Source organism: Roseomonas sp. USHLN139, assembly GCF_037145735.1.
Lineage (GTDB): Bacteria > Pseudomonadota > Alphaproteobacteria > Acetobacterales > Acetobacteraceae > Pseudoroseomonas.
The window spans coordinates 698622-718520 of the sequence record NZ_JBBCWY010000002.1; the positions used below are offsets into that span (position 1 = coordinate 698622).

18 protein-coding genes are annotated in these 19899 nt (G+C 73.1%); 8 read left to right on the plus strand and 10 right to left on the minus strand.

All coding sequences use genetic code 11. The annotated features are described in order from the left end of the window. The first annotated feature begins 178 nt into the window (after positions 1–178). The 3 genes from WFI16_RS10110 to WFI16_RS10120 all read left to right on the plus strand — a co-directional run bounded on the left by WFI16_RS10110 (position 179) and on the right by WFI16_RS10120 (position 3468). Positions 179–1783, plus strand: coding sequence for an ABC transporter substrate-binding protein (locus WFI16_RS10110; protein ID WP_419897704.1), 1605 nt, complete (start codon positions 179–181; stop codon positions 1781–1783). Positions 1784–1882: 99 nt separating this feature from the next. Then, a complete protein-coding gene (locus tag WFI16_RS10115) occupies positions 1883–2065 on the plus strand; it encodes a DUF4089 domain-containing protein (RefSeq protein WP_419897705.1) in 183 nt (60 codons plus the stop codon). Beyond that, a complete protein-coding gene (locus tag WFI16_RS10120; RefSeq protein ID WP_419897706.1) occupies positions 2062–3468 on the plus strand; it encodes an AtzE family amidohydrolase in 1407 nt (468 codons plus the stop codon). The genes WFI16_RS10115 and WFI16_RS10120 overlap by 4 nt, the downstream gene beginning before the upstream one ends. Before the next feature lie 31 nt (positions 3469–3499). Here WFI16_RS10120 and WFI16_RS10125 read toward each other — a convergent pair whose 3' ends face one another. The 5 genes from WFI16_RS10125 to WFI16_RS10145 form a co-directional block, all read right to left on the minus strand. Next, a complete protein-coding gene (locus WFI16_RS10125) occupies positions 3500–4672 on the minus strand; it encodes a M20 aminoacylase family protein (protein WP_419897707.1) in 1173 nt (390 codons plus the stop codon). Between the two features lie 80 nt (positions 4673–4752). Next, complete coding sequence (locus WFI16_RS10130) at positions 4753–5730, minus strand: Bug family tripartite tricarboxylate transporter substrate binding protein (protein ID WP_419897708.1); 978 nt, start codon at positions 5728–5730, stop codon at positions 4753–4755. Positions 5731–5782: 52 nt separating this feature from the next. Then, positions 5783–7366, minus strand: a complete 1584-nt coding sequence (locus tag WFI16_RS10135; RefSeq protein WP_419897709.1) for an acyl-CoA carboxylase subunit beta — start codon at positions 7364–7366, stop codon at positions 5783–5785. A gap of 13 nt (positions 7367–7379) precedes the next feature. Then, positions 7380–8765: an ATP-binding protein gene (locus WFI16_RS10140; protein WP_419897710.1), complete on the minus strand. Its 1386-nt coding sequence runs from the start codon at positions 8763–8765 to the stop codon at positions 7380–7382. Between the two features lies 1 nt (position 8766). Next, on the minus strand, positions 8767–8988 hold the full coding sequence (locus WFI16_RS10145; RefSeq protein ID WP_419897711.1) for a biotin/lipoyl-binding carrier protein: 222 nt from the start codon (positions 8986–8988) through the stop codon (positions 8767–8769). A 96-nt stretch (positions 8989–9084) separates the two neighbouring features. Here WFI16_RS10145 and WFI16_RS10150 point away from each other — a divergent pair, with 96 nt between their 5' ends. Both WFI16_RS10150 and WFI16_RS10155 read left to right on the plus strand, forming a co-directional pair. Continuing rightward, positions 9085–9780 (plus strand): GntR family transcriptional regulator, encoded by a 696-nt coding sequence (locus WFI16_RS10150; RefSeq protein ID WP_419897712.1) that lies wholly within the window; start codon positions 9085–9087, stop codon positions 9778–9780. Positions 9781–9858: 78 nt separating this feature from the next. After that, positions 9859–12252: a CaiB/BaiF CoA transferase family protein gene (locus tag WFI16_RS10155; protein ID WP_419897713.1), complete on the plus strand. Its 2394-nt coding sequence runs from the start codon at positions 9859–9861 to the stop codon at positions 12250–12252. A 50-nt stretch (positions 12253–12302) separates the two neighbouring features. Here WFI16_RS10155 and WFI16_RS10160 read toward each other — a convergent pair whose 3' ends face one another. Next, the gene (locus WFI16_RS10160; protein ID WP_419897714.1) at positions 12303–13187 is read right to left on the minus strand and encodes an aldo/keto reductase family oxidoreductase; all 885 of its coding nucleotides are present in this window, start codon (positions 13185–13187) and stop codon (positions 12303–12305) included. A 96-nt stretch (positions 13188–13283) separates the two neighbouring features. On the opposite strand from WFI16_RS10160, the gene WFI16_RS10165 reads away from it, so the two are divergent. Continuing rightward, complete coding sequence (locus tag WFI16_RS10165) at positions 13284–14222, plus strand: LysR family transcriptional regulator (protein WP_419897715.1); 939 nt, start codon at positions 13284–13286, stop codon at positions 14220–14222. Continuing rightward, positions 14219–15340 (plus strand): THUMP domain-containing class I SAM-dependent RNA methyltransferase, encoded by a 1122-nt coding sequence (locus WFI16_RS10170; protein ID WP_419897716.1) that lies wholly within the window; start codon positions 14219–14221, stop codon positions 15338–15340. The genes WFI16_RS10165 and WFI16_RS10170 overlap by 4 nt, the downstream gene beginning before the upstream one ends. 11 nt (positions 15341–15351) lie before the next feature. On the opposite strand, the gene WFI16_RS10175 is transcribed toward WFI16_RS10170, so the two are convergent. From WFI16_RS10175 to hydA, 4 genes are all read right to left on the minus strand, one after another. Continuing rightward, positions 15352–16350 carry an aldo/keto reductase gene (locus WFI16_RS10175; protein ID WP_419897717.1) on the minus strand — a complete coding sequence of 333 codons (999 nt, stop codon included), beginning with the start codon at positions 16348–16350 and terminating at the stop codon, positions 15352–15354. A 76-nt stretch (positions 16351–16426) separates the two neighbouring features. Then, the gene (locus WFI16_RS10180) at positions 16427–17311 is read right to left on the minus strand and encodes an isocitrate lyase/PEP mutase family protein (RefSeq protein ID WP_419897718.1); all 885 of its coding nucleotides are present in this window, start codon (positions 17309–17311) and stop codon (positions 16427–16429) included. Beyond that, a complete protein-coding gene (gene msrB, locus WFI16_RS10185) occupies positions 17311–17715 on the minus strand; it encodes a peptide-methionine (R)-S-oxide reductase MsrB (RefSeq protein WP_419897719.1) in 405 nt (134 codons plus the stop codon). The genes WFI16_RS10180 and msrB overlap by 1 nt, the downstream gene beginning before the upstream one ends. 79 nt (positions 17716–17794) lie before the next feature. Then, positions 17795–19252, minus strand: a complete 1458-nt coding sequence (gene hydA / locus WFI16_RS10190; protein ID WP_419897720.1) for a dihydropyrimidinase — start codon at positions 19250–19252, stop codon at positions 17795–17797. A 92-nt stretch (positions 19253–19344) separates the two neighbouring features. Between hydA and WFI16_RS10195 the strand changes: the two genes are divergently transcribed. Further along, positions 19345–19878, plus strand: a complete 534-nt coding sequence (locus tag WFI16_RS10195; protein ID WP_419897721.1) for a cupin — start codon at positions 19345–19347, stop codon at positions 19876–19878. Positions 19879–19899 lie beyond the last annotated feature (21 nt).

Consider the following 19899-nt stretch of genomic DNA (forward strand, 5'->3'; position numbering starts at 1 on the left):
CTTGCGGTAATCCTTCTGCTCACGTTTCGGGCAGCACGGGTCAGGCAGCGCGGGCGGGGCCGGCGCGGCGCGCTGCCGTTTCGCGGAAGGCCGCTGGCCGGCTCGAAGCGCCGCCAGCTGGCCCGCCGCAGGAACAGGGGGCTGGGGCATGAGGGCTATGGATGCGGGCCGACGCGGGATGCGCCGGCGGGCGGTTGGCTGGCTGGCCGGGGCGGCGGCGCTGCTGGGCGGCGTGCTGCCGGCAGGACCAGCGCTGGCGCAGGCGGCGCCGCGCGACACGCTGGTGGTGCTGCGCGAGATCGATGCCGACCGCTACGATCCGGCGCGCACCTCGGCGACCGCCGCGGGCGAGGCGCTGTTCCTGCTGGCCGACACGCTGGTGACGCTGGACTGGGACCAGAAGACGGTGCGGCCCGGCCTCGCCGAAAGCTGGACGGTCAGCGAGGATGGCCGCACCTATACCTTCAAGCTGCGGCAGGGCGTCAGCTTCTGCGACGGCAAGCCCTTCACCGCGCGCGACGTGGTCTACAGCATCAAGCGCTGGATCGACCCGGCGACGCGCAGCCCGGTGCGCTGGCGCGCCGGCCCGGTCGAGGACATCACCGCGCCCGACGACGTCACCGTCGTCTACCGGCTGAAGGAGCCGTTCAGCGAGCTGCTGCTGCAGCTGACCAACTACTTCGCCAGCATCGTCGACCAGGCGACGGTCGAGAAGCTGGGCGACAATTTTGGCGTGCAGGGCTTCAACGGCACCGGCCCCTATTGCTGGCAGTCCTGGACGCCACGGCAGGAAATGGTGCTGACGCGCCACCCGCGCTACAACTGGGGCCCGCCGATCTACCAGAACCCGTCGCCGCAGGTGGAGCGCATCCTGCTGCGCGTCATCCCGGAATCCAACACCCGGCTGGCGGCGGTGCAGTCCGGCCAGGGCGACGTGACGCAGTGGATCCCCTATTTCGCGCTCGAGGGCCTGCGCAAGGTGCCCGGCCTGACGGTGCAGCAGCAGCCGGTCCATTTCTACGACATCTTCATGGGGTTCAAGATCGACCGCCCGGTGGCGAATGACGACGTCATCCGCCGCGCCATCAACCTGGCGATCGACAAGCAGGCCATCGCCAGGGTCGCCTTCTTCGGCGCCGGGCAGCCGGCCGACAGCTACATCAACCCGGCCAGCCAGGATTATGACGCCGAGGCGGCAAAGCTGGTGCCGCGCTTCGACCCGGCGGCGGCGCGCAAGCTGCTGGACGAGGCCGGCTGGGCGGCCGGCGCCGACGGCATCCGCGCCAAGGACGGGCAGCGCGCCAGCCTGCTGATCTATGCGCTGCAGGGCGGCACCAACAACACCATCCTGCAGGCGATCCAGGCCGATCTGCGGCGCGTCGGCATCGAGCTCCGGGTGCAGATGTGGGATGCGACGGTCGGCTGGGGCAAGCTGGCGACGCAGGAATTCGACAGCTTCATCATGGCCTATCCCTACATGTCGGCGACCGACGCGCTGTCGCTCTACTTCCCCAGCACCAACCGGCCGACGCCGAACCGGATGAACTGGAACGACCTGGCGACCGACGAGGCGCTGACGGCCGCCCGCCAGGCGACCGATCCGGCGCGGCGCGCCGAGATCATCGGCTGGCTGCAGCGCCGCATCGCCACGGCCAATGTCTGGGTGCCGCTGCTGCGCCAGCCGCTCTGGGTCGTCGCGGCACCGCGGGTCGAGGGGGTCCGCGCCCACGGCATCTATGGCGTGGCGCTGTACAAGGGCCTCGACATCCGCCTGAAGCGCTGAGCCGCCCCCACCGGGGGGACGTCCTGTCCCCCCCCCCGCCGCCTTCCTGCCTCTCCGCCTTCCTGCCCCTCCGCCTCTCCTCCGTTTCCGGGACCTGCGATGACCGACGACGAGCTCGACCGCCTGATCGACGCCCAGGCCGCGCTGCTGGGCCTGCCGCTGCAGCCCGAATGGCGCGAGGCGATCCGCGCCAATCTGCGGGTGACGCTGCGCTTCGGCGCGCTGGTGGAGGCCTTCGCCCTGCCGGACGAGGCCGAGCCGGCGCCGGTCTTCTCGGCATGAGCCCCTGGCAGGATGCGGCCTCGATCGCCGCCGCGGTCCGCTCGGGCGAGGTGAGCGCGGTCGCCGTGCTGCAGGCGGCGCTGGCGCGCATCACGGCGCGCGACCCGGCGCTCGGCGCCTTCACCGCGCTGGTCTCCGCCCGCGCCCTGGCCGCCGCCACGGCGCTCGACGCGGCGCGGGACCGGGGCGAGGCGCTCGGCCCCCTGGCCGGCGTGCCCTTCGCGGTGAAGAACCTGTTCGACATCGCCGGGCTGCCGACGCTGGCGGGCAGCGCGATCAACCGCGGCCGCGCCCCGGCCGACCGCGACGCGACGCTGGTCGCCCGGCTGGAGGCGCAGGGCGCCATCCTGGTCGGCGCGCTGAACATGGGCGAATACGCCTATGACTTCACCGGCGAGAACGCGCATGACGGGCCGTCGCGCAACCCGCACGACCTGGCGCGGATGACCGGCGGCTCCTCCGGCGGGTCGGGGGCGGCGGTGGCGGGCGGGCTGGTGCCGATCGCGCTGGGCTCGGACACCAATGGCTCGATCCGCGTGCCGGCCTCGCTCTGCGGCATCTTCGGGCTGAAGCCGACCTATGGCCGGCTGTCGCGCGCCGGCAGCTTTCCCTTCGTCGACAGCTTCGACCATCTGGGCCCGCTCGCCCGCACGGTGGGCGACCTGGCGCTGTCCTATGACGCCCTGCAGGGGCCGGACCCGGCCGATCCCGCCTGTGCCGGCCGCCCGGTGGAGCCCAGCCTGCCCGGGCTGGAGAGCGGCATCGAGGGGCTGCGCATCGCCCGCGCCGGCGGCTATTTCCGCCAGGGCCTGTCGCCCGAGGCGGCGCTGGCGACCGAGGCGGTGGCCCATGCGCTGGGCGTCACCGCCGAGATCGAGATCCCCGAGGCCGCCCGCGCCCGCGCCGCCGCCTATCTGATCACCACCGCCGAGGGCGGCGCGCTGCATCTCGACCGGCTGCGGCAGCGGGCGGCGGAGTTCGACCCCGACACGCGCGACCGGCTGATCGCCGGCTGCATGACGCCGGCCCCCCTGGTGATCAGGGCGCAGAAATTCCGCCGCTGGTACCGGCAGCAGGTGCTGCAGCTGTTCGACAAGGTGGATGCCATCATCGCGCCGGCGACACCGACCACCGCCCCGCTGATCGGTCAGAAGCTTTTCTCCATCGGCGGCAAAAGCCTGCCGGTGCGGGCCAATCTGGGGATGTTCACCCAGCCGATCTCCTTCATCGGCCTGCCGGTGGTGGCGGTGCCGGTGGGGGGACAGGGGCCGGACATGGCCGGCGGCAGCCTGCCGATCGGCGTGCAGGTCATCGCCGCGCCCTGGCGCGAGGATCTCTGCCTGCGCATCGCCCGCCATCTGGAACGGCAAGGCGTCGCCCGCGCGCCGCAGCCGGCGGCGTGAGCCGCCGGCGGGATCGCCGCTGGGGTGGCGGCTAGGCCAGCTCCGCCTTGACGATCGCCGCGAAGCAGGCCACGCCGATCGGCGACAGGTCATCGTTGAAGTCGTAGCGGCCGTTATGGACCGCGGTGCGGCTGGTCTCGCTCTCCCCCGCCTGGCCGATCAGCAGGAAGGCGCCCGGCGCGTTCTGCAGCATGTAGGAGAAATCCTCGCCGGCGGTCAGCGACGGGAAGTCGCCCTTGATGGCGGCCTCGCCGACCACGCTGGCGGCGGCGGCGGCGGCGAGTGCCGCCTGCTCCGGCGTGTTGATGGTGGGCGGGTAGGAGCGGCGGTAGTCCAGCTCCACCTCCACCCCATGCGCGGCGGCGGTGCCGGCCACGGCCTGGTGGAACAGCCGGTCCATCTCGGCGCGCACCTCGGGCAGCAGGGTGCGGATGGTGCCGCGCATTTCCACCATCTCGGGGATGACGATGTCCGAGGTGCCGGCATGGAACTGGCCGACGCTGATCACCGCCGTGCCATGCGGGTCGACGCGGCGGCTGACCAGCGACTGCAGCGCGGCATAGAGCTGCGTCGCTGCCGGCAGCGGGTCCAGCCCGCGATGCGGCTCGGCGCCATGGCTGCTCCGGCCCTTCAGGCGGATGGCAAAATAGTCGACGGCGGCAAGCACGGTGCCGGGACGCACGGCCACCGTGCCGAGCGGCAGGGTCGGCAGGTTGTGGATGCCATAGACGGCGTCGCAGGGGAAACGCTGGAACAGCCCGTCCTCGACCATGGCGAGCGCACCGGTCAGGCCTTCCTCGGCGGGCTGGAAGATGAAGTGGACGGTGCCGGCGAAGTCGCGGGTGGCGGCCAGGTGCTTGGCGGTGCCGAGCAGCATCGCCGTATGCCCGTCATGGCCGCAGGCATGCATCTTGCCGGCATTCTGGCTGCGATGCGGGATGTCGTTCAGCTCCGGCATCGGCAGCGCGTCCATGTCGGCGCGCAGGCCGATGCTGCGGTTGCCAGGGCGGCTGCCGCGCAGCACGCCGACCACGCCGGTGCGGCCGATGCCGCGATGCACCTCGATGCCCCAGGATTCCAGCTTCTCGGCGACAATGCCGCTGGTGCGCACCTCCTCGAAGCCGATCTCCGGATGGGCGTGGAAGTCGCGCCGCCATTCGGTGATCTCGTCCTTCAGCGCGGCGATCGGGGCGGGGACGGGCATGGCGGCTTCCTTGCTGCAGAGAGGCCGAAGCCTATTTTTGCCTTCAGCGCGCTGTCAATCCACGCCCCCCCTGCCCGCCGTCAGTCGACGCGCACGCCGGCAGCGCGGATCACCTCGCCCCAGAGGCGGCGGTCGGACGCGATGCGGGTGGCGAAGGCATCGGGGCCTTCATGCAGCGGCGTCAGCCCGTTGTCGCGCAGCCGCTTGCGCAGCGCCTCGTCCTGCAGCGCCTTCTCCACCGCCTCGGACCATTGCGTCACCGCGGCGGCCGGCATGCCGCGCGGGCCGCAGAGGCCGAACCAGCCCACCACCTGCAGCCCCGGCACCGTGTCGGAGAGCAGCGGTGTGTCGGGGAAGGCATCGCGCATCGAGGCGTCGCCCAGCGCCACCAGCCGCAGCTCGCCGCCCTGGATCTGCCGCACCACGTCGCCCATGTTGGTGATCATGAAATCCGCCCGCCCGGCCATGATGTCGAGCGCCGCCGGCGCCGCGCCGCGATAGGGCACGTGCAGCAGCTTCAGCCCGGTCAGCCCCTGCAGCCGCTCGCCCATCAGGTGCTGCGCGGTGCCGCTGCCGGCGCTGGCGAAGCTGACGGCGTTGGGCTTGCCACGCGCCGCCTGCAGCACCGCCGGCAGGTCGGCATAGGGCCCCTTGGCCTGCACCACGGCGCCGTAGCTGGACAGCGCGACATTGGCGACCGGGATCAGGTCGCGGCCGACATCGATCGGCATCACCATGCCGGGCAGCTCGGGGCTGATGGTCATGGTGCCCATCGGGCACTGGAACAGCACGGTGCCATCATTCGCGCCGCGCACCACCGCCTCGGCGGCGATGAAGCCATTGGCGCCGGTGCGGTTCTCCACCACCACGCGGCGGCCGAGGATCGGGGCCACGCCCTCGGCGATCAGCCGCGCCGTCAGGTCGGAGGTGCCGCCGGGGGCGAAGCCGCCGATGATGTGCAGCGTGCTGCGCTCGGGCAGGCCCTGGGCGGCAGCGGGCGGGCTTCCCGGCGGCGTCCAGGCCAGGCCGGCGCAGAGCAAGGCGGTGGTCTTGCGCATGGTGTTTGTCCTCCCTGCCCGGCTGTTTCCCCGGGCTTGTTGCGGCGCGCGGTCAGGGCCGCATGGCGAAGCGCCCCGGCGGTGCGGCGCGCAGCGGCGCCGCCAGCTGCGCGAAGTCGCAGAGCAGCCGGCGGGTCGCGCGCGGGTCGATGATCTCCTCCACCCAGAAGCTTTCCGCCGTGCGGAAGGGGGAGCGCAGCTGGTTCAGCCGGTCCTCGATCTCGGCGAGCTTCACGCCCGGATCGGGGGCGGCGTCGATCTCGGCGCGATAGGCGGCCTCGATGCCGCCTTCCAGCGGCAGCGAGCCCCAGCGCGCCGAGAGCCAGGCATAGCGCAGCGCCAGCCGCCCGGCCGGCGTGTGCGCGGCGCCGGCGACACCGAAGGCGTTGCGGATGATGATGCTGCACCAGGGCACGGTGGTCTGGTTCATCGCCGCCATGGCGCGCACGCCGTGGCGGATGGTCGCCGCCCTCTCGGCGTCGAGCCCGATCATGAAGCCGGGGCAGTCGACCAGATAGACGACGGGGAGACGAAACGTCTCCGCCATGTCGAGGAAGCGGACCACCTTCTGGCAGGTATGCGCCGTCCAGGAGCCGCCATAGAAATACGGATCGCTGGCCATCAGCGCGACCGCCTTGCCGCCAAGGCGCGCGAAGCCGGTGATCAGCGACCGCCCGAACATCTTTCCCTGCTCGAAGAAACTGCCGTGGTCGACGACGGCCTCGATGATCTGCCGCATCTGATAAACCCGGCGGCGGTCGCGCGGGATGATGGAGAACAGCTTTTCCTCGGCCCGCTCGGGATCGTCGTCGCAGGGGGCGTCGGGCGGCAGCTCCTGCACCGAGCTGGGCAGGTAGGACAGGAAACGCCGGGCGGCGGCGAAGGCCTCCTCCTCGCTGTCGACGGCATGGTCGACGGCGCCGCTCTTGGTCTGGATCTCCCAGCCGCCGAGCTCAGCTTTCGTCAGGTCCTGGCCCAGCCGCTTCACCACCGGCGGGCCGGCGACGAACATCGCCGCCGACTTGGTCATCACCGAATAATGGCTCGCCGCCAGCCGCGCCGCGCCCAGCCCGGCGACCGAGCCCAGCCCCAGCCCCACCACCGGCACCGCCGAGAGGTTCAGCGTGGTGTAGTTGAACAGCCCGGTGCCCCCCACCCCGCCCGGCAGGTTGGCGCGCCCCGTGGTCTCGATGGTCTTGACCGAGCCGCCGCCGCCCGAACCCTCGATGATGCGGATGATCGGCAGGCGGAACTCGTTGGCCATGCGCTCGGCCATCAGCGGCTTCTCGCGGATGGTGGCATCCGCCGAGCCGCCGCGCACGGTGAAGTCGTCGCCGACCAGCACCACCGGCCGGCCGTCCAGCTTCGCCCAGCCGAAGACGCAGTTCGACGGCGTCAGCTTCTCCAGGCTGCCATCGGCGCGGTAGTCAGCGCGGCCGGCGATGGCGCCGATCTCGTGGAAGCTGCCGGCATCGGCCAGGCGGTCGATCCGCTCGCGCACGGTGAGCCTGCCGCCATCATGCTGGCGCTTGACCTTGTCCGGGCCGCCCATCGCCTGGGCCATGGCCTCGCGCGCCCGCAGCTCGTCGAGCTCCGGCTGCCAGGTGTTGCTGCTCGCCGGGAGAGAGTCGGGCATGGGGGAAGGCTCCTCAGGCGGCGGCGCCGGGCGACAGCAGGCTGGCCCGGGCGGTTTCCAGGAAATGCGTGTCGTGCGCGGCATCCTGCACGGCCGGGCTGCGCAGCGCGGCGGCCAGGAAGGAGGCATTCAGCGTGACGCCGCGCGCCTCGCAGCGGTCGAGCGCCGCCGCCAGCCGCCGCAGCGCCTCGGCGCGGCTGCTGCCATGCGCGATGATCTTGGCCAGCATCGGGTCGTAGAAGGGCGTCAGCCGGTCGCCCTGGCGCACGCCGCTGTCGATGCGCAGGCCCGGCGCCTCGGGCGGCAGGCGCAGCAGTTCCAGCAGGCCGGGCGAGGGAAAGAAGTTGCGGGCGGGGTCCTCGGCGCAGAGCCGCGCCTCCACCGCATGGCCCTCCAGGCTGATCTCCTGCTGCGCGAAGGGCAGCGCCTCGCCGGCGGCGATGCGCAGCTGCCATTCGACCAGGTCGATGCCGGTCACCATCTCGGTGACCGGATGCTCGACCTGCAGGCGGGTGTTCATCTCGATGAACCAGATCCGCGCCGGGTCCAGCGGCGCTTCGGCATCGGCGACGAATTCCACCGTGCCGGCGCCGACATAATCCACCGCCCGCGCCAGGGCGACGGCGCGCCGTCCCAGTTCCGCGCGCAGCGCCGCGTCGACGCCGGGGGCCGGGCTTTCCTCGACCAGCTTCTGGTGGCGGCGCTGCAGCGAGCAGTCGCGCTCGCCGAGATGCAGGACAGTCCCGTGGCGGTCGGCCAGGATCTGCACCTCGATATGCCGGGCGCGCGGCACCAGCTTTTCCACCAGCAGCCGGGGGTCGCCGAAGCCGGCCGCCTCGCGCTGCGCCGCGGCCAGGGCGGCGGGGAAGTCTTCCGCCGAGGCCGCCGCCCGCATGCCACGCCCGCCGCCCCCCGCCACCGCCTTCAGCAGCACCGGAAAGCCGATTTTCTTGGCGTGGGCCAGCAGGCTGTCGGCGGACTGGTCCTCGCCCTCATAGCCCGGCACGGCGGCAACGCCCGCCTGCCGTGCCACCGCCTTGGCCGCGGCCTTGCCGCCCATCGCCCGGATGGCCTGCGGCGAGGGCCCGATGAACAGCAGGCCGGCGGCGGCGCAGGCTTCGGCGAAACCGGCATTCTCGCTGAGGAAGCCGTAGCCCGGGTGGATGGCGCGCGCGCCGCTGCGTCCGGCCGCCGCCAGGATCGCCTCGATGGACAGGTAGGAATGCCGCGGCGGGGCCGGCCCGATCGGCTCGGCGCGGTCGCAGGCGGCAACATGCGCGGCCCCGGCATCGGCCTCGGAGAAGACGGCGATGCTCTCGATGCCCAGCCGCCGGCAGCTGCGCGCGATCCGGCAGGCGATCTCGCCGCGATTGGCGATCAGGACGGGGCCGAACTGCATGTCACGCCTCGAGCGTCGCGACGGCCTGGCCTTCCGCCACCGCATCGCCCTCGGCCACCAGCACGGCGGCCAGCCGCCCGGCGCGCGGGGCGGTGACCGGGATTTCCATCTTCATCGATTCCAGCAGCATCACCGTGTCGCCCTCGGCCAGGGCATCGCCCGGCCGGGCCTGGATCTGCCAGACGGAGGCGGTGATCTCCGCCGCGATGGTCACCTCGGCCATGGTCGTCCCCCGATTTTTCGTCTATTTTGTTGTCACAGATCACAACGCCCGGCCGGGCCTGTCAACCAGCCCCGGCGAGTCCGCCACGGAACGCGCATGACCGACGCCATCGGCCCCGAAAGCATCGGCGGCAAAGTCTATCAGCGGCTGCGCCGCGACCTGATGCGCAGCCGCTTCCGCCCCGGCGACAAGCTGAAGCTGCGCGACCTGGCGGCCGAGCTCGGCACCTCCGCCACCCCGGTGCGCGACGCCCTGGCGCGGCTGGTCAGCGAAGGCGCGCTGGAGCAGTTCGACCACCGCTCGGTGCGCGTGCCGGTGCTCTCCGACGCCCGCTTCCGCGAGATCGCCGAGCTGCGCGCCGAGCTGGAGGGCAAGGCCGCCGAGCGCGCCGCCGAGCGCGCGACGGAGGCCGATGCCGACCATCTGGCGGCGATCCATGCGCGCATGACGGCGGCGCGGCTGGCCGGCGATTCCACGGTGATGCTGGAGGCCAACGAAGCCTTCCACATGGGCCTCTGCGCCATCGCCGCCATGCCGGTGCTGAGCCGCATCATCGAGGGGCTCTGGCTGCAATGCGGCCCGCTGCAGGCCGGGCTGAGCCGGGTGCGCTTCCTGCACCATCCCGACCTGCATCCGCACAACGACGTCATCCGCGGCCTGCGCCGGCGCGACGGGGCGCTGGCCCGCCTCGCCGTGCAGCGCGACATCAGCGTCTATGCCGAGGTGCTGCTGCGCCGCCTGCCGGAGATCAACCTCGGCGCCCTGCCCCCTGCCCTTGACGGCGCGGAGTGAGCTGAATTTAGTTGTCACAGATTACAGGAACAGGCCGCGCGCCCTCCCGATGGCAGCGTCGCCCGGGGAGGAATGCGCATGCCCGAGCCCGTCCGGCCGCTCGCCCGCTTCCGCGTGCTCGAACTCGGCGAGGGGGTCGCCCTCGCCTATCTCGGCAAGCTTTTTGCCGACTTCGGCGCCGAGGTGGTGAAGCTCGAGCCGCCCGGCGGCGATCCGCTGCGCCAACAGGCGCCGCTGGTCGAGACGGGGTCGGGAAAAACCTCGGCGCTGTTCGCCTGGCTGACCACCAACCGCCGCAGCCTGACCGCCGAACTCGCCACGGAAGCCGGCCTCGACCTGGCCCGGCACTGGCTGCCCGCCTGCGACCTGCTGCTCGACGCCCGGCCGCGGGCGCAGCGCGAGGCGGCGCCGCTCGGCGATGACCTGCCGCATCTGGTCGCCGCCGCGCTCTCGCCCTTCGGCGATTCCGGCCCCTATCGCGATTTCCGCGGCCCCGACAGCGTGCTGCGCGCGCTGGCCGGGGTCTTCGCCTGCACCGGCCCGGCCGAGGGGCCGCCGGCGCTGCTCGGCGGCATCGCCGGCGAGGTCACCGCCGCCATCGCCAGCTTCAACGGCATCGCCGCCGCGCTGCTGGCCGGCCAGGGCCGCCGGCTGGAGATCAGCCTGCACGAGGCCAATATCGCGGTGGCCGAATACCAGCTGACCCAGAGCGTCACCAATCCGGAGATCGAGCAGCGGCTGGGCGTCAACCGCTTCGCGCCGACCAGCCCGCTCGGCGTCTATCGCTGCAAGGAAGGCTGGCTCGGCGTCACCATCGTGACCCCGGCGCAGTTCCGCGCCTTCTGCGCCATGATCGGGCTGGAGAGCCTGGGGCACGATCCGCGCTTCGTCGTCGGCCCCGACCGGCTGCGCCACGCCGAGGAGCTGGAGGCGCTGTTCCTGCCCCGCCTGGCCGAGCGCACGGCGGAGGAGTGGTTCGCCGAGGCGATCCGGCGCCGCCTGCCCTTCGCCGTCGTCCCCGACATGGCGAGGCTGCTGGCGACCGGGACGCATCGCGCGCGCGACGCCTTCGCCACCGTCGAGGCGGGGCTCGCCCGCTTCGAGGGGCCGACCCTGCCGCAGCGGCTGACCCGCACCCCGCCGCGCACCCATGGCCGTTCGCCGGCACCCGGCGCCGATGACGGCATGGCCGTCCCGCCCCCGCGCCCCGCCGGCCGCCGCGCCGCGCTCGGCAGCCTGCCGCTGGCCGGCACCCGCATCATCGACCTCGCCATGGGCTGGGCCGGCCCGGTCTGCACGCGGCAGCTGGCCGATCTCGGCGCCGAAATCATCAAGGTCGAGGCCTGCCAGTATCCGGACTGGTGGCGCGGCGTCGATCCGCGCCCGGCCTTCTTCGCCGAGCGCCGCTACGAGAAGGACATCCGCTTCTGCGTGCAGAACCGCAACAAGGCGGGAATCACGCTGGACCTGACCACGCCGGAAGGCGCGGCGCTGCTGAAGGCGCTGGTGCGCAGCGCCGATGCAGTGGTCGAGAACTACGCCCGCGAGGTCCTGCCCAAGCTCGGCCTCGACTATCCGGTGCTCGCGGCGGAGAACCCGTCGCTCGTCATGCTCTCGATGCCCGCCTTCGGACTGCAGGGCCCCTGGCGCGACGCCCGCGCCTATGGCTCGACGCTGGAGCACGCCTCCGGCCTGCCCAGCGTCGCCGGCGAGGCGCATTGGCCGCCGACCACCAGCCAGCTGGCCTATGGCGACCCGATCGGCGGGCTGAACGCGGCCGCCGCCCTGCTGGCCGCGCTGCTGCACCGCGCGGCCACGGGCCAGGGCCAGCAGATCGACCTGGCCCAGGTGGAATGCATGTTTCCCCTGGTCGCGCCCTGGATCGTCGCGCAATCGGCCAGCGGTTCGCCCGGGCCGCGCCGGGGCAACCGGCACCCGTCGATGGTGCCGCATGGCGCCTTCCCGGGATCGGATGGCGAATGGCTGGTGGTGGCGGTGGAGGACGATGCCGCCTGGGCGCGGCTCGCCGCGCTGGCGGGGCTGGCCACGGCCGGGCGCGCGACGCTGGAAGGCCGCCGCGCGGACGAGGCGGGGATCGAGCAGGCGCTGGCCGCCTGGACCCGAACCCTGCCCGCCGCCGAGGCCATGGCCCGCCTGCAGGCCGCCGGCATCGCCGCCGGCACGGTGGTCTGGCCCAGCGCCCTGCCGCGCGACCCGCATCTGGCCGCGCGCGGCTTCTTCCAGCGCATCGACCGCGCCTTCACCGGGCCGCACGACCAGCCCTCGGCGCCCTTCCGCGAGGCGGGCGGGCCGCCCTATCCGGTGCGGCGGCCGGCGCCGACGCTGGGCGAGGACAATGCGCGCATCCTGGGCGCGCTGGGCGCCGACCTGCCGGCGCTGGCCAGGGCGGGCATCATCGGCACCGAGGCCATTCCGACAGCGGAGCGGAAGAAGAAGGCGCAGGCAGCGTAAGCAAGGCCAGGGGAATGAATTCCCCTGGACCCCTTCTTTTTTCTGTCTTTTTAAGGCTGTGGGCGTCCAGGGGCCGCGATGCCGTCCAGCACCGCCAGCGCCTCGGCCGGGATCACCAGCTCGGCCGCGGCAAGGTTCTCGGCCAGATGCGCGACCGAGGAGGTCCCCGGAATGGCCAGGATATTGGGCGAGCGCCGCAGCAGCCAGGCCAGCGCCACCTGCATCGGCGTGGCGCCCAGCTGCTGCGCCACACGGTCCAGCGCCGAGGATTGCAGCGGGCTGAAGCCGCCCAGCGGGAAGAAGGGCACGTAGGGGATGCCCTGCGCCGCCAGGCTGTCGATCAGCGCGTCGTCGCCGCGATGCGCCAGGTTGTACTGGTTCTGCACGCAGGCCACCGGGAACATCGCCTGCGCCTCGGCGACCTGACGGGCGGTGACGTTGCTCAGGCCCAGATGCCGGATCAGCCCCTGCTGCTGCAGCCCGGCCAGCACCGCCAGCGGCGCCTCCAGCGACCCCTCGGCCGGCCCATGCACGTCCAGCATGCTGCGGAAGTTCACCACCTCCAGCACGTCCAGCTTCAGGTTGCGCAGATTGTCGTGCACCGCCCGGGTCAGCTCCTCGGGCGACAGCGCCGGCAGCCAGGACCCGTCGGCGCCGCGCCGCGCGCTGATCTTGGTGACGATCACCAGGTCGCGGGCATAGGGATGCAGCGCCTCGGCGATCAGCTGGTTGGTCACGTGGGGGCCGTAGAAGTCGCTGGTGTCGATATGGTTCACCCCGGCCGCGACGGCGGCGCGCAGCACGGCGCGGGCCGCCTCGGGGTCGCGCGGCGGCCCGAACACGCCGGGCCCGGCCAGCTGCATCGCGCCGTAGCCCAGGCGGCGGACATCGCGGTCGCCCAGGCGGAAGGTGCCGGCGGCATCGAGCTTCGTCATGGTACTGGTCCTCATCCTTGCTGCCCACAAGCTGGACCCTGTTCCACCGCGCAATAATCAGGGACAATCCGCACAGCCTGTGCGGAGTGGCGAACGATGAAGCCCGATCTCGGCGACCTGAACGCCTTCCTGGCGGTGGCCCGCGCCCGTGGCTTCCGCGAGGCGGCGCGGCTGACCGGCGCCAGCGCCTCCGGCCTGAGCGAGGCGGTGCGCCGGCTGGAGGACGGCATGGGGGTCCGCCTGCTCCATCGCACGACCCGCAGCGTCACCGCGACGGAGGCCGGCCAGCGCCTGCTGGAGCGGCTCGGCCCGGCGCTGGCCGAGGTCGATGCGGCGCTCGACGTGGTCAACGGCTTCCGCGACCGCCCGGCCGGGACGCTGCGGCTGAACGTCCCGGTCAGCGCCACCCGGCTGGTGCTGCCCGCGATCCTGCCGCGCTTCCTGGCCGCCTTCCCCGAGATCCGGGTGGAGCTCGAGGTGGAGGACAGCTTCGTCGACCTGGTCGCCGCCCGCTGCGATGCCGGCATCCGCTATGACGAGCGGCTGGAGCAGGACATGATCGCGCTCCCCATCGGCCCGCGCGAGCAGCGCTTCGCCACCGTCGCCGCCCCCGCCTATCTGGCCCGCCATGGCGTGCCGCAGCATCCGCGCGACCTGCTGGCGCATGCCTGCCTGCGCGGCCGCTTCACCAGCGGCGCCATGCCGCCCTGGGAATTCGAGCGCGACGGCGAGGTGGTGCTGGTCGACCCCGGCGGCCCGCTGGTGGTCCGCATCGGCGCCGGCACCGACCTGCTGGTCGAGGCGGCGCTGGCCGGCAGCGGCGTGCTGTTCCTGTTCGAGGACTGGCTGCGCCCGCATCTCGACAGCGGCGCCCTGGTGCCGGTGCTGGAGGCGTGGTGGCAGCGCTTCCCCGGCCCCTTCCTCTACTATCCGGGCCGGCGGCTGGTGCCGGCGCCGCTGCGGGCCTTCATCGACTTCTTGCGCGCCGCCGGGGGTGCTAGACAGCCCGGCTTTCCTTCCGCGCAGGCGCCATGACCCCCCCGCACAAACCCTTCGAGATCTTCCTGGCCACCCTGCCCGGGCTGGAGGAGACGCTCTGCGCCGAGGTCCGGCTCAAGGGCTTCCGGCGGCCGCGCGCGGTGCCCGGCGGCGTGGTGATCGAGGGCGGCTGGCCCGAGGTCTGGCGCGCCAATCTCTGGATCCGCGGCGCCAGCCGGGTGCTGGCGCGGCTCGACCGCTTCAAGGTGCGCGAGCTGCACCAGCTCGACGCCCGCGCCCGCCACGTGCCCTGGGCCACGGTGCTGCGCCCCGACGTGCCGTTCCGGGTCGAGGCCGATTGCAGCGGTTCGCGCATCTACCATTCCGGCGCCGCCGCCGAGCGCATCGAGACCGCGATCCGCGAGACCCTCGGCGCCACCCCCGCCGCCGACGCCCCCGTGCTGGTGCGCGCCCGCATCGAGAACGACCTCTGCACCATCAGCCTCGACACTTCGGGCGAGCTGCTGCACCGGCGCGGCTACAAGCCGGCGGTCAATGCGGCGCCGCTGCGCGAGACCATGGCCGCGGCCTTCCTGCAGCAATGCGGCTTCGACGGCGCCGAGCCGGTGCTGGACCCGATGTGCGGCTCCGGCACCTTCGTCATCGAGGCGGCCGAGATCGCCGCCCGGCTGAACCCCGGCCGCGCCCGCCGCTTCGCCTTCGAGCAGCTCGCCAGCTTCGACGCCGCGGCCTGGGAGACCATGCGCGGCGTGCAGAGCCAGCGCACGCCCGCGGCCCGCTTCCACGGCAGCGACCGCGATGCCGGCGCCGTCGCCATGAGCCAGGCCAATGCCGCCCGCGCCGGGGTCGAGGCCTTCTGCACCTTCTGCCAGGCGGCGATCAGCGAGGTCACCCCGCCGGAGAGCGAAGGCCCCGGCCTGGTCATCCTGAACCCGCCCTATGGCAGCCGCATCGGCGACAAGCGCGCGCTGGTGCCGCTCTACCGCGCCATCGGCCAGGTGCTGCAGACCCGCTTCGCCGGCTGGCGCGTCGGCCTGCTGACCAGCGAGCCGACGCTGGCCCGGGCCACTGGCCTGCCCTTCCTGCCGCCCGGCCCGCCGGTGCCGCATGGCGGGCTGCGCGTCACGCTCCACCGCACCGCGCCGCTCGGCTGAGCCGCCGCCGGTCAGCCGGCGGCCAGGCCCTCTGAAAGCTGGGCGATGCGGGCCAGCGCCTCGGGTGGCAGCGGGCCGCGGGCGATCGCCGCCAGGGCGTCCTCGAGTTCCTCGGGGCTGGCGGTGCCGACCAGCACGCAGCCCAGGCCGGGATGCGACAGGGCGAAGCGGATCGCGGCCTCCGGCAGCGAGGCGGCGAAGCCCTCCTCGACCAGCGGCCGCAGCCGCGCGGCGCGCGCCAGATCCTCGTCATAGCTGTGGCCGGAGCCCATCGGCGCCGGCGCCGCGCTGGCCACCGGGTGGCGCGCTGACGTGCCGCTGAGCGCGCCGCCGGCCAGCACGCGGATACCGACGGTGCCGATCCGCGCCGCCTGGCAGCGGTCCAGCAGCCGGCCGAAATCCTGCGCCGGGAAGCCCGGCGGCACCGCCGCCCCGGCCGTGGGGTTCAGCAGGTTGTAGATGACCTGCGCCGCGCCGAAGAAGCCGGCCTCCAGCACCTGGTGCAGCGCCGCCGTCTCGCCCACCGCCGAGATCGCCGGCAGGCGGAACTTTCCGGCGGCCTGCAGTGCGCGGAAGGCCGGCACCACCTCCTCCAGCACCTGGCGGACCGAGAGGTCCTCGCCACCGCCGGCCAGGGTGATCTCGTTGTGCAGGTAGAAGATGTCGACCTGCTCGCGCTGCAGGCGCCGCAGGCTGCCGTCCAGCGAGCGGGCGATGGCGCCGGCGATGTCGCCGAACTCGGCCGAGGGGATGCGCACCTTGGTGCCGACCAGCGCGTCGCGCGGCGTCAGCGCGCGCAGCACGCGGCCGAGATTCTCCTCCGAGGCGCCATTGCCGTACTGCACCGCGGTGTCGAAGTAGTTGACCCTGGCTTCCAGCGCGCGGGCGACGGCGCGCTCCTGGTCGGCGGGCGCGCCGCGGACCATCAGCCCGCCGACGCCGCCGCAGCCGAAGCCGAAGCGGGCGACCGGCCAGCCCTCGGGGCCGAATGCCTGTCTGGTGATGGCCATGCTGGCGCTGCTCCCTCCCGGTTTGGCCGGCAGTGTGCCGTCCGGTCCGGCAGGGCGCCAGGGGGCGGCCTCCCGATCAGCCGCCGAGGTAGTCGCGCGCCTTCCGGCGGTAGTCCTCCGCCTGGATCAGCCGCGCCATGGTGGCGGCCGGGGCCAGGCCGGGCAGCGCGGCCGGCGCGGTGCCCTCGCGCAGCGCGCGCAGCGTCGCCTCGACCGCCTGGGTCGCGGCCATGATCGGCTGGTGGCCCTGCAGGGCGATGCGCACGCCCTGCCCGGCCAGCCAGTCGCGGTCGGCGATGGCGGCGCCGGCGAAGGCCACGACCAGCGGCAGGTCGGTCACCGCGCGGATCGCGGCGACCTCCTCCCGCGAGGAAACGCCCGAGAAGAACAGGCCATCGACCCCGGTGGCGGCATAGGCGCGCACCCGCGCCAGCGTGTCCTCCAGCCCGGAGATCGCCAGCGCCCCGGTGCGGCCCAGGATCACCAGGCCAGGGTCGCGCCTTGCGGCCAGCGCGGCGCGCAGCTTGCCCGCCCCTTCCTCGACGGAGGTCAGCTGCGGCGCGGTGCTGCCATAGGGCGCCGGCAGCATGGTGTCCTCCAGCGTCAGTGCGGCGACGCCGGCGGCTTCCAGCTCCTGCACCGTGCGCTGCGCCGAGAGCGCATTGCCATAGCCGTGATCGGCATCGACCAGCAGCGGCAGGTCCGAGGCGCGGGTGACGCGGCGGGCCTGCTCGGCGAATTCGGTCAGCGTCAGCAGCACCAGGTCGGGCGAGCCCAGCACCGCCAGCGCGGCGGTGGAGCCGGCCAGGATGCCGCATTCGAAGCCGAGCTCGTCGGCGATGCGGGCGGCCAGCGGGTCGCAGACCGAGGCCGGGTGGACGCAGCCTTCCGCCGCCAGCAGGCGGCGGAAGGCGTCGCGGGGCGCCGCGCGGGGCATGTCGCGGATCACCGCGCGGGACATCAGGCGTCCGGGGTGAAGTTGAGCGCGACGCCGTTGATGCAGTAGCGCAGATGCGTCGGCGGCGGGCCGTCCGGGAAGACATGGCCCAGATGGCTGCCGCAGGTGGCGCAATGCACCTCGGTGCGCACCATGCCGTGGCTGCGGTCGGTGGTGGTCTGCACCGAGCCCTCGATCGGCGCGCCGAAGCTCGGCCAGCCGGTGCCGCTCTCGAACTTGCCGTTGCTGGCGAAGAGTGGGGTGTCGCAGCCGACGCAGGAGAAGGTGCCGGAGCGCTTCTCCTGCAGCAGGGCGCAGCTGCCCGGCCGCTCGGTGCCATGGGCGCGCATGATGTAGTACTGCTCGGGCGTCAGGCGCTGGCGCCATTCCTCGTCGGAGCGCGTCACCGGATAGGTCGCGTGGTCCATGGGGGGAGCCTCCTGTGCTGGTTCGCCGCCAGATATTGGGCCGCCGGGCCGCGCTGTCGAGACGCGGCCCGGCGGGGGCTCACCCGACGACGGTGCGGTCGACCGGGTTGAAGGGGGTCGGGAAGACGCCGCGCGGGGCGATGAAGTCATAGGGCCCGCGCGCCAGGAACCGGCCGTGGCCTTCCTCGGCCACCACCTTGCCATGCTCGACCACCGGGACGCCGCGAACCAGGGTGATCTCCGGCCAGCCGGTGACCTCCATCCCCTCATAGGGGGTGTGGTCGTTGTCGTGCAGCATCAGCGCGTTGGTCAGCGTCACCTGCTTCGCCGGGTCCCAGATGGCGATGTCGGCATCGGCGCCGATGGCGATGGTGCCCTTGCGCGGCGCCAGGCCGAACAGCTTGGCCGGGTTGGTGGCGGTGATGGCGACGAAGGTCTGCAGGTCGATGCGGCCCTTGGCCACGCCCTCGCTGAACAGGATCGGCAGGCGGGCGGCCAGGCCCGGCACGCCGTTCGGCACCTTGGTGAAGGGCGCGTCGGCGCCGAAGGCCAGCTTGCCGTCCGGCCCGGCATAGCGGGTCGGCGCATGGTCGGAGGTGACGTTGAAGATGGTGCCGCGGCGGATCGCCGCCCACAGCGCCTCCTGGTCCGCCGTGGTGCGGCCGGCCGGGCTGAAGATGAACTTGGCGCCCTCGAAGCCGGGGCGGTCGATGTCGTTGGCGGTCAGCACCAGGTATTGCGGGCAGGTCTCGGCCCAGACCTTGAGGCCGCGATCCTGGGCGCGGGCGATCTCCTCCGCCGCCTCGGCGCCGGAGACGTGGAAGACCTGGATCGGCGTGTCCAGCGCCTCGGCCAGGGCGCAGACGCGGTGGACGCATTCGCGCTCGACGATCATCGGCTTGGCCCAGGCGTGGTATTTCGGCGCCGTCAGCCCGGCGGCGACCAGCGCCTCGGTGTAGAATTCTATCAATTCATGATGCTCGGCGTGGATGCAGACCAGCGCACCCAACTTGCGCCCCGCCGCCAGCACCTTCAGCGCCTGCCCGTCGGTGATCCGCGAGCCACTATACGTCAGAAAAATCTTGAAGCTGCGGTGGCCGGCCTCGACCAGCGCGGGCAGCTGCTGCTCCAGCACCTCCGGCGTCGGATCCGTCAGGGTGATATGGAAGGAATAGTCGATGCGGGCACGGCGGGCGCGCTGGTGATGCGCGGCGATGGCGTCGGTGGCCGAGATCGTCGGCCCCTGCTTGGCGAAGCAGATCAGGCTGGTGGTGCCGCCGGCCGCGGCCGAGGCGCTGCCGCTGGCGAAGCTGTCGGCGCTGGCGGTGGGCGGCGCGCGCGGCTCGTCGACATGGCAATGGGTGTCGACGCCGCCGGGCAGCACCAGCTTGCCGGTGGCGTCGATCTCGCGCGCCCCGGCCGGCAGGTTGCGTGCCAGGGCGACGACCTGGCCATCGCGCACGCCGATATCGGCGGCGAAGACATCGCTGGCGGTGGCCACGGTGCCGTTGCGGATGACGAGATCGTAGTCGGGCATGAAAAGCGTGCTCCTGAAGCGGCAAGAGGCGCAGATTGCGCCGAAAGCCGCGGCCCGCCCAGCCCCCCGCCGCGGCGCCAGGGAGGCTGCCCATGGCTGACACCCCCACCCCGCCGACCATGACCGCGCCGGAGCTGCTGCGCTTCGCGGCGCATGGCTGGGTGCCGAACAACCCGGCCCTGCCGGTGCTGCTCTATCGCGACGTGCTTGGGGCCGCGGCGGGCGACCGTGCCGCTGACTTCGAGGCGCTGTTCCAGCGGCATGGCTGGGCACCGCAATGGCGCGACGGGCTCTACGACTACCACCACTATCATTCGACGGCGCATGAGGCGCTGGGCTGCGCCCGCGGCGCGGCGCAGGTGCTGCTCGGCGGTCCGGGCGGGGTGGAGCGGCGGATCGCCGCCGGCGACGTGCTGGTGCTGCCGGCCGGCACCGGCCATCGCCTGCTGGTGGGCAGCGCCGATTTCCTGCTGGTCGGGGCCTATCCGACCGGCCAGGATTTCGATATCTGCCGCGCTGCCGCCAGCCCCGAGGCGCTGGCGCGCATCCAGGCCCTGCCCTGCCCCGCCAGTGACCCGGTCGGCGGCCCGGCCGGCGCCCTGCCGCGACTCTGGGCGCCCGGCTGAGCCGAGGCCCGGCAGCCCCAG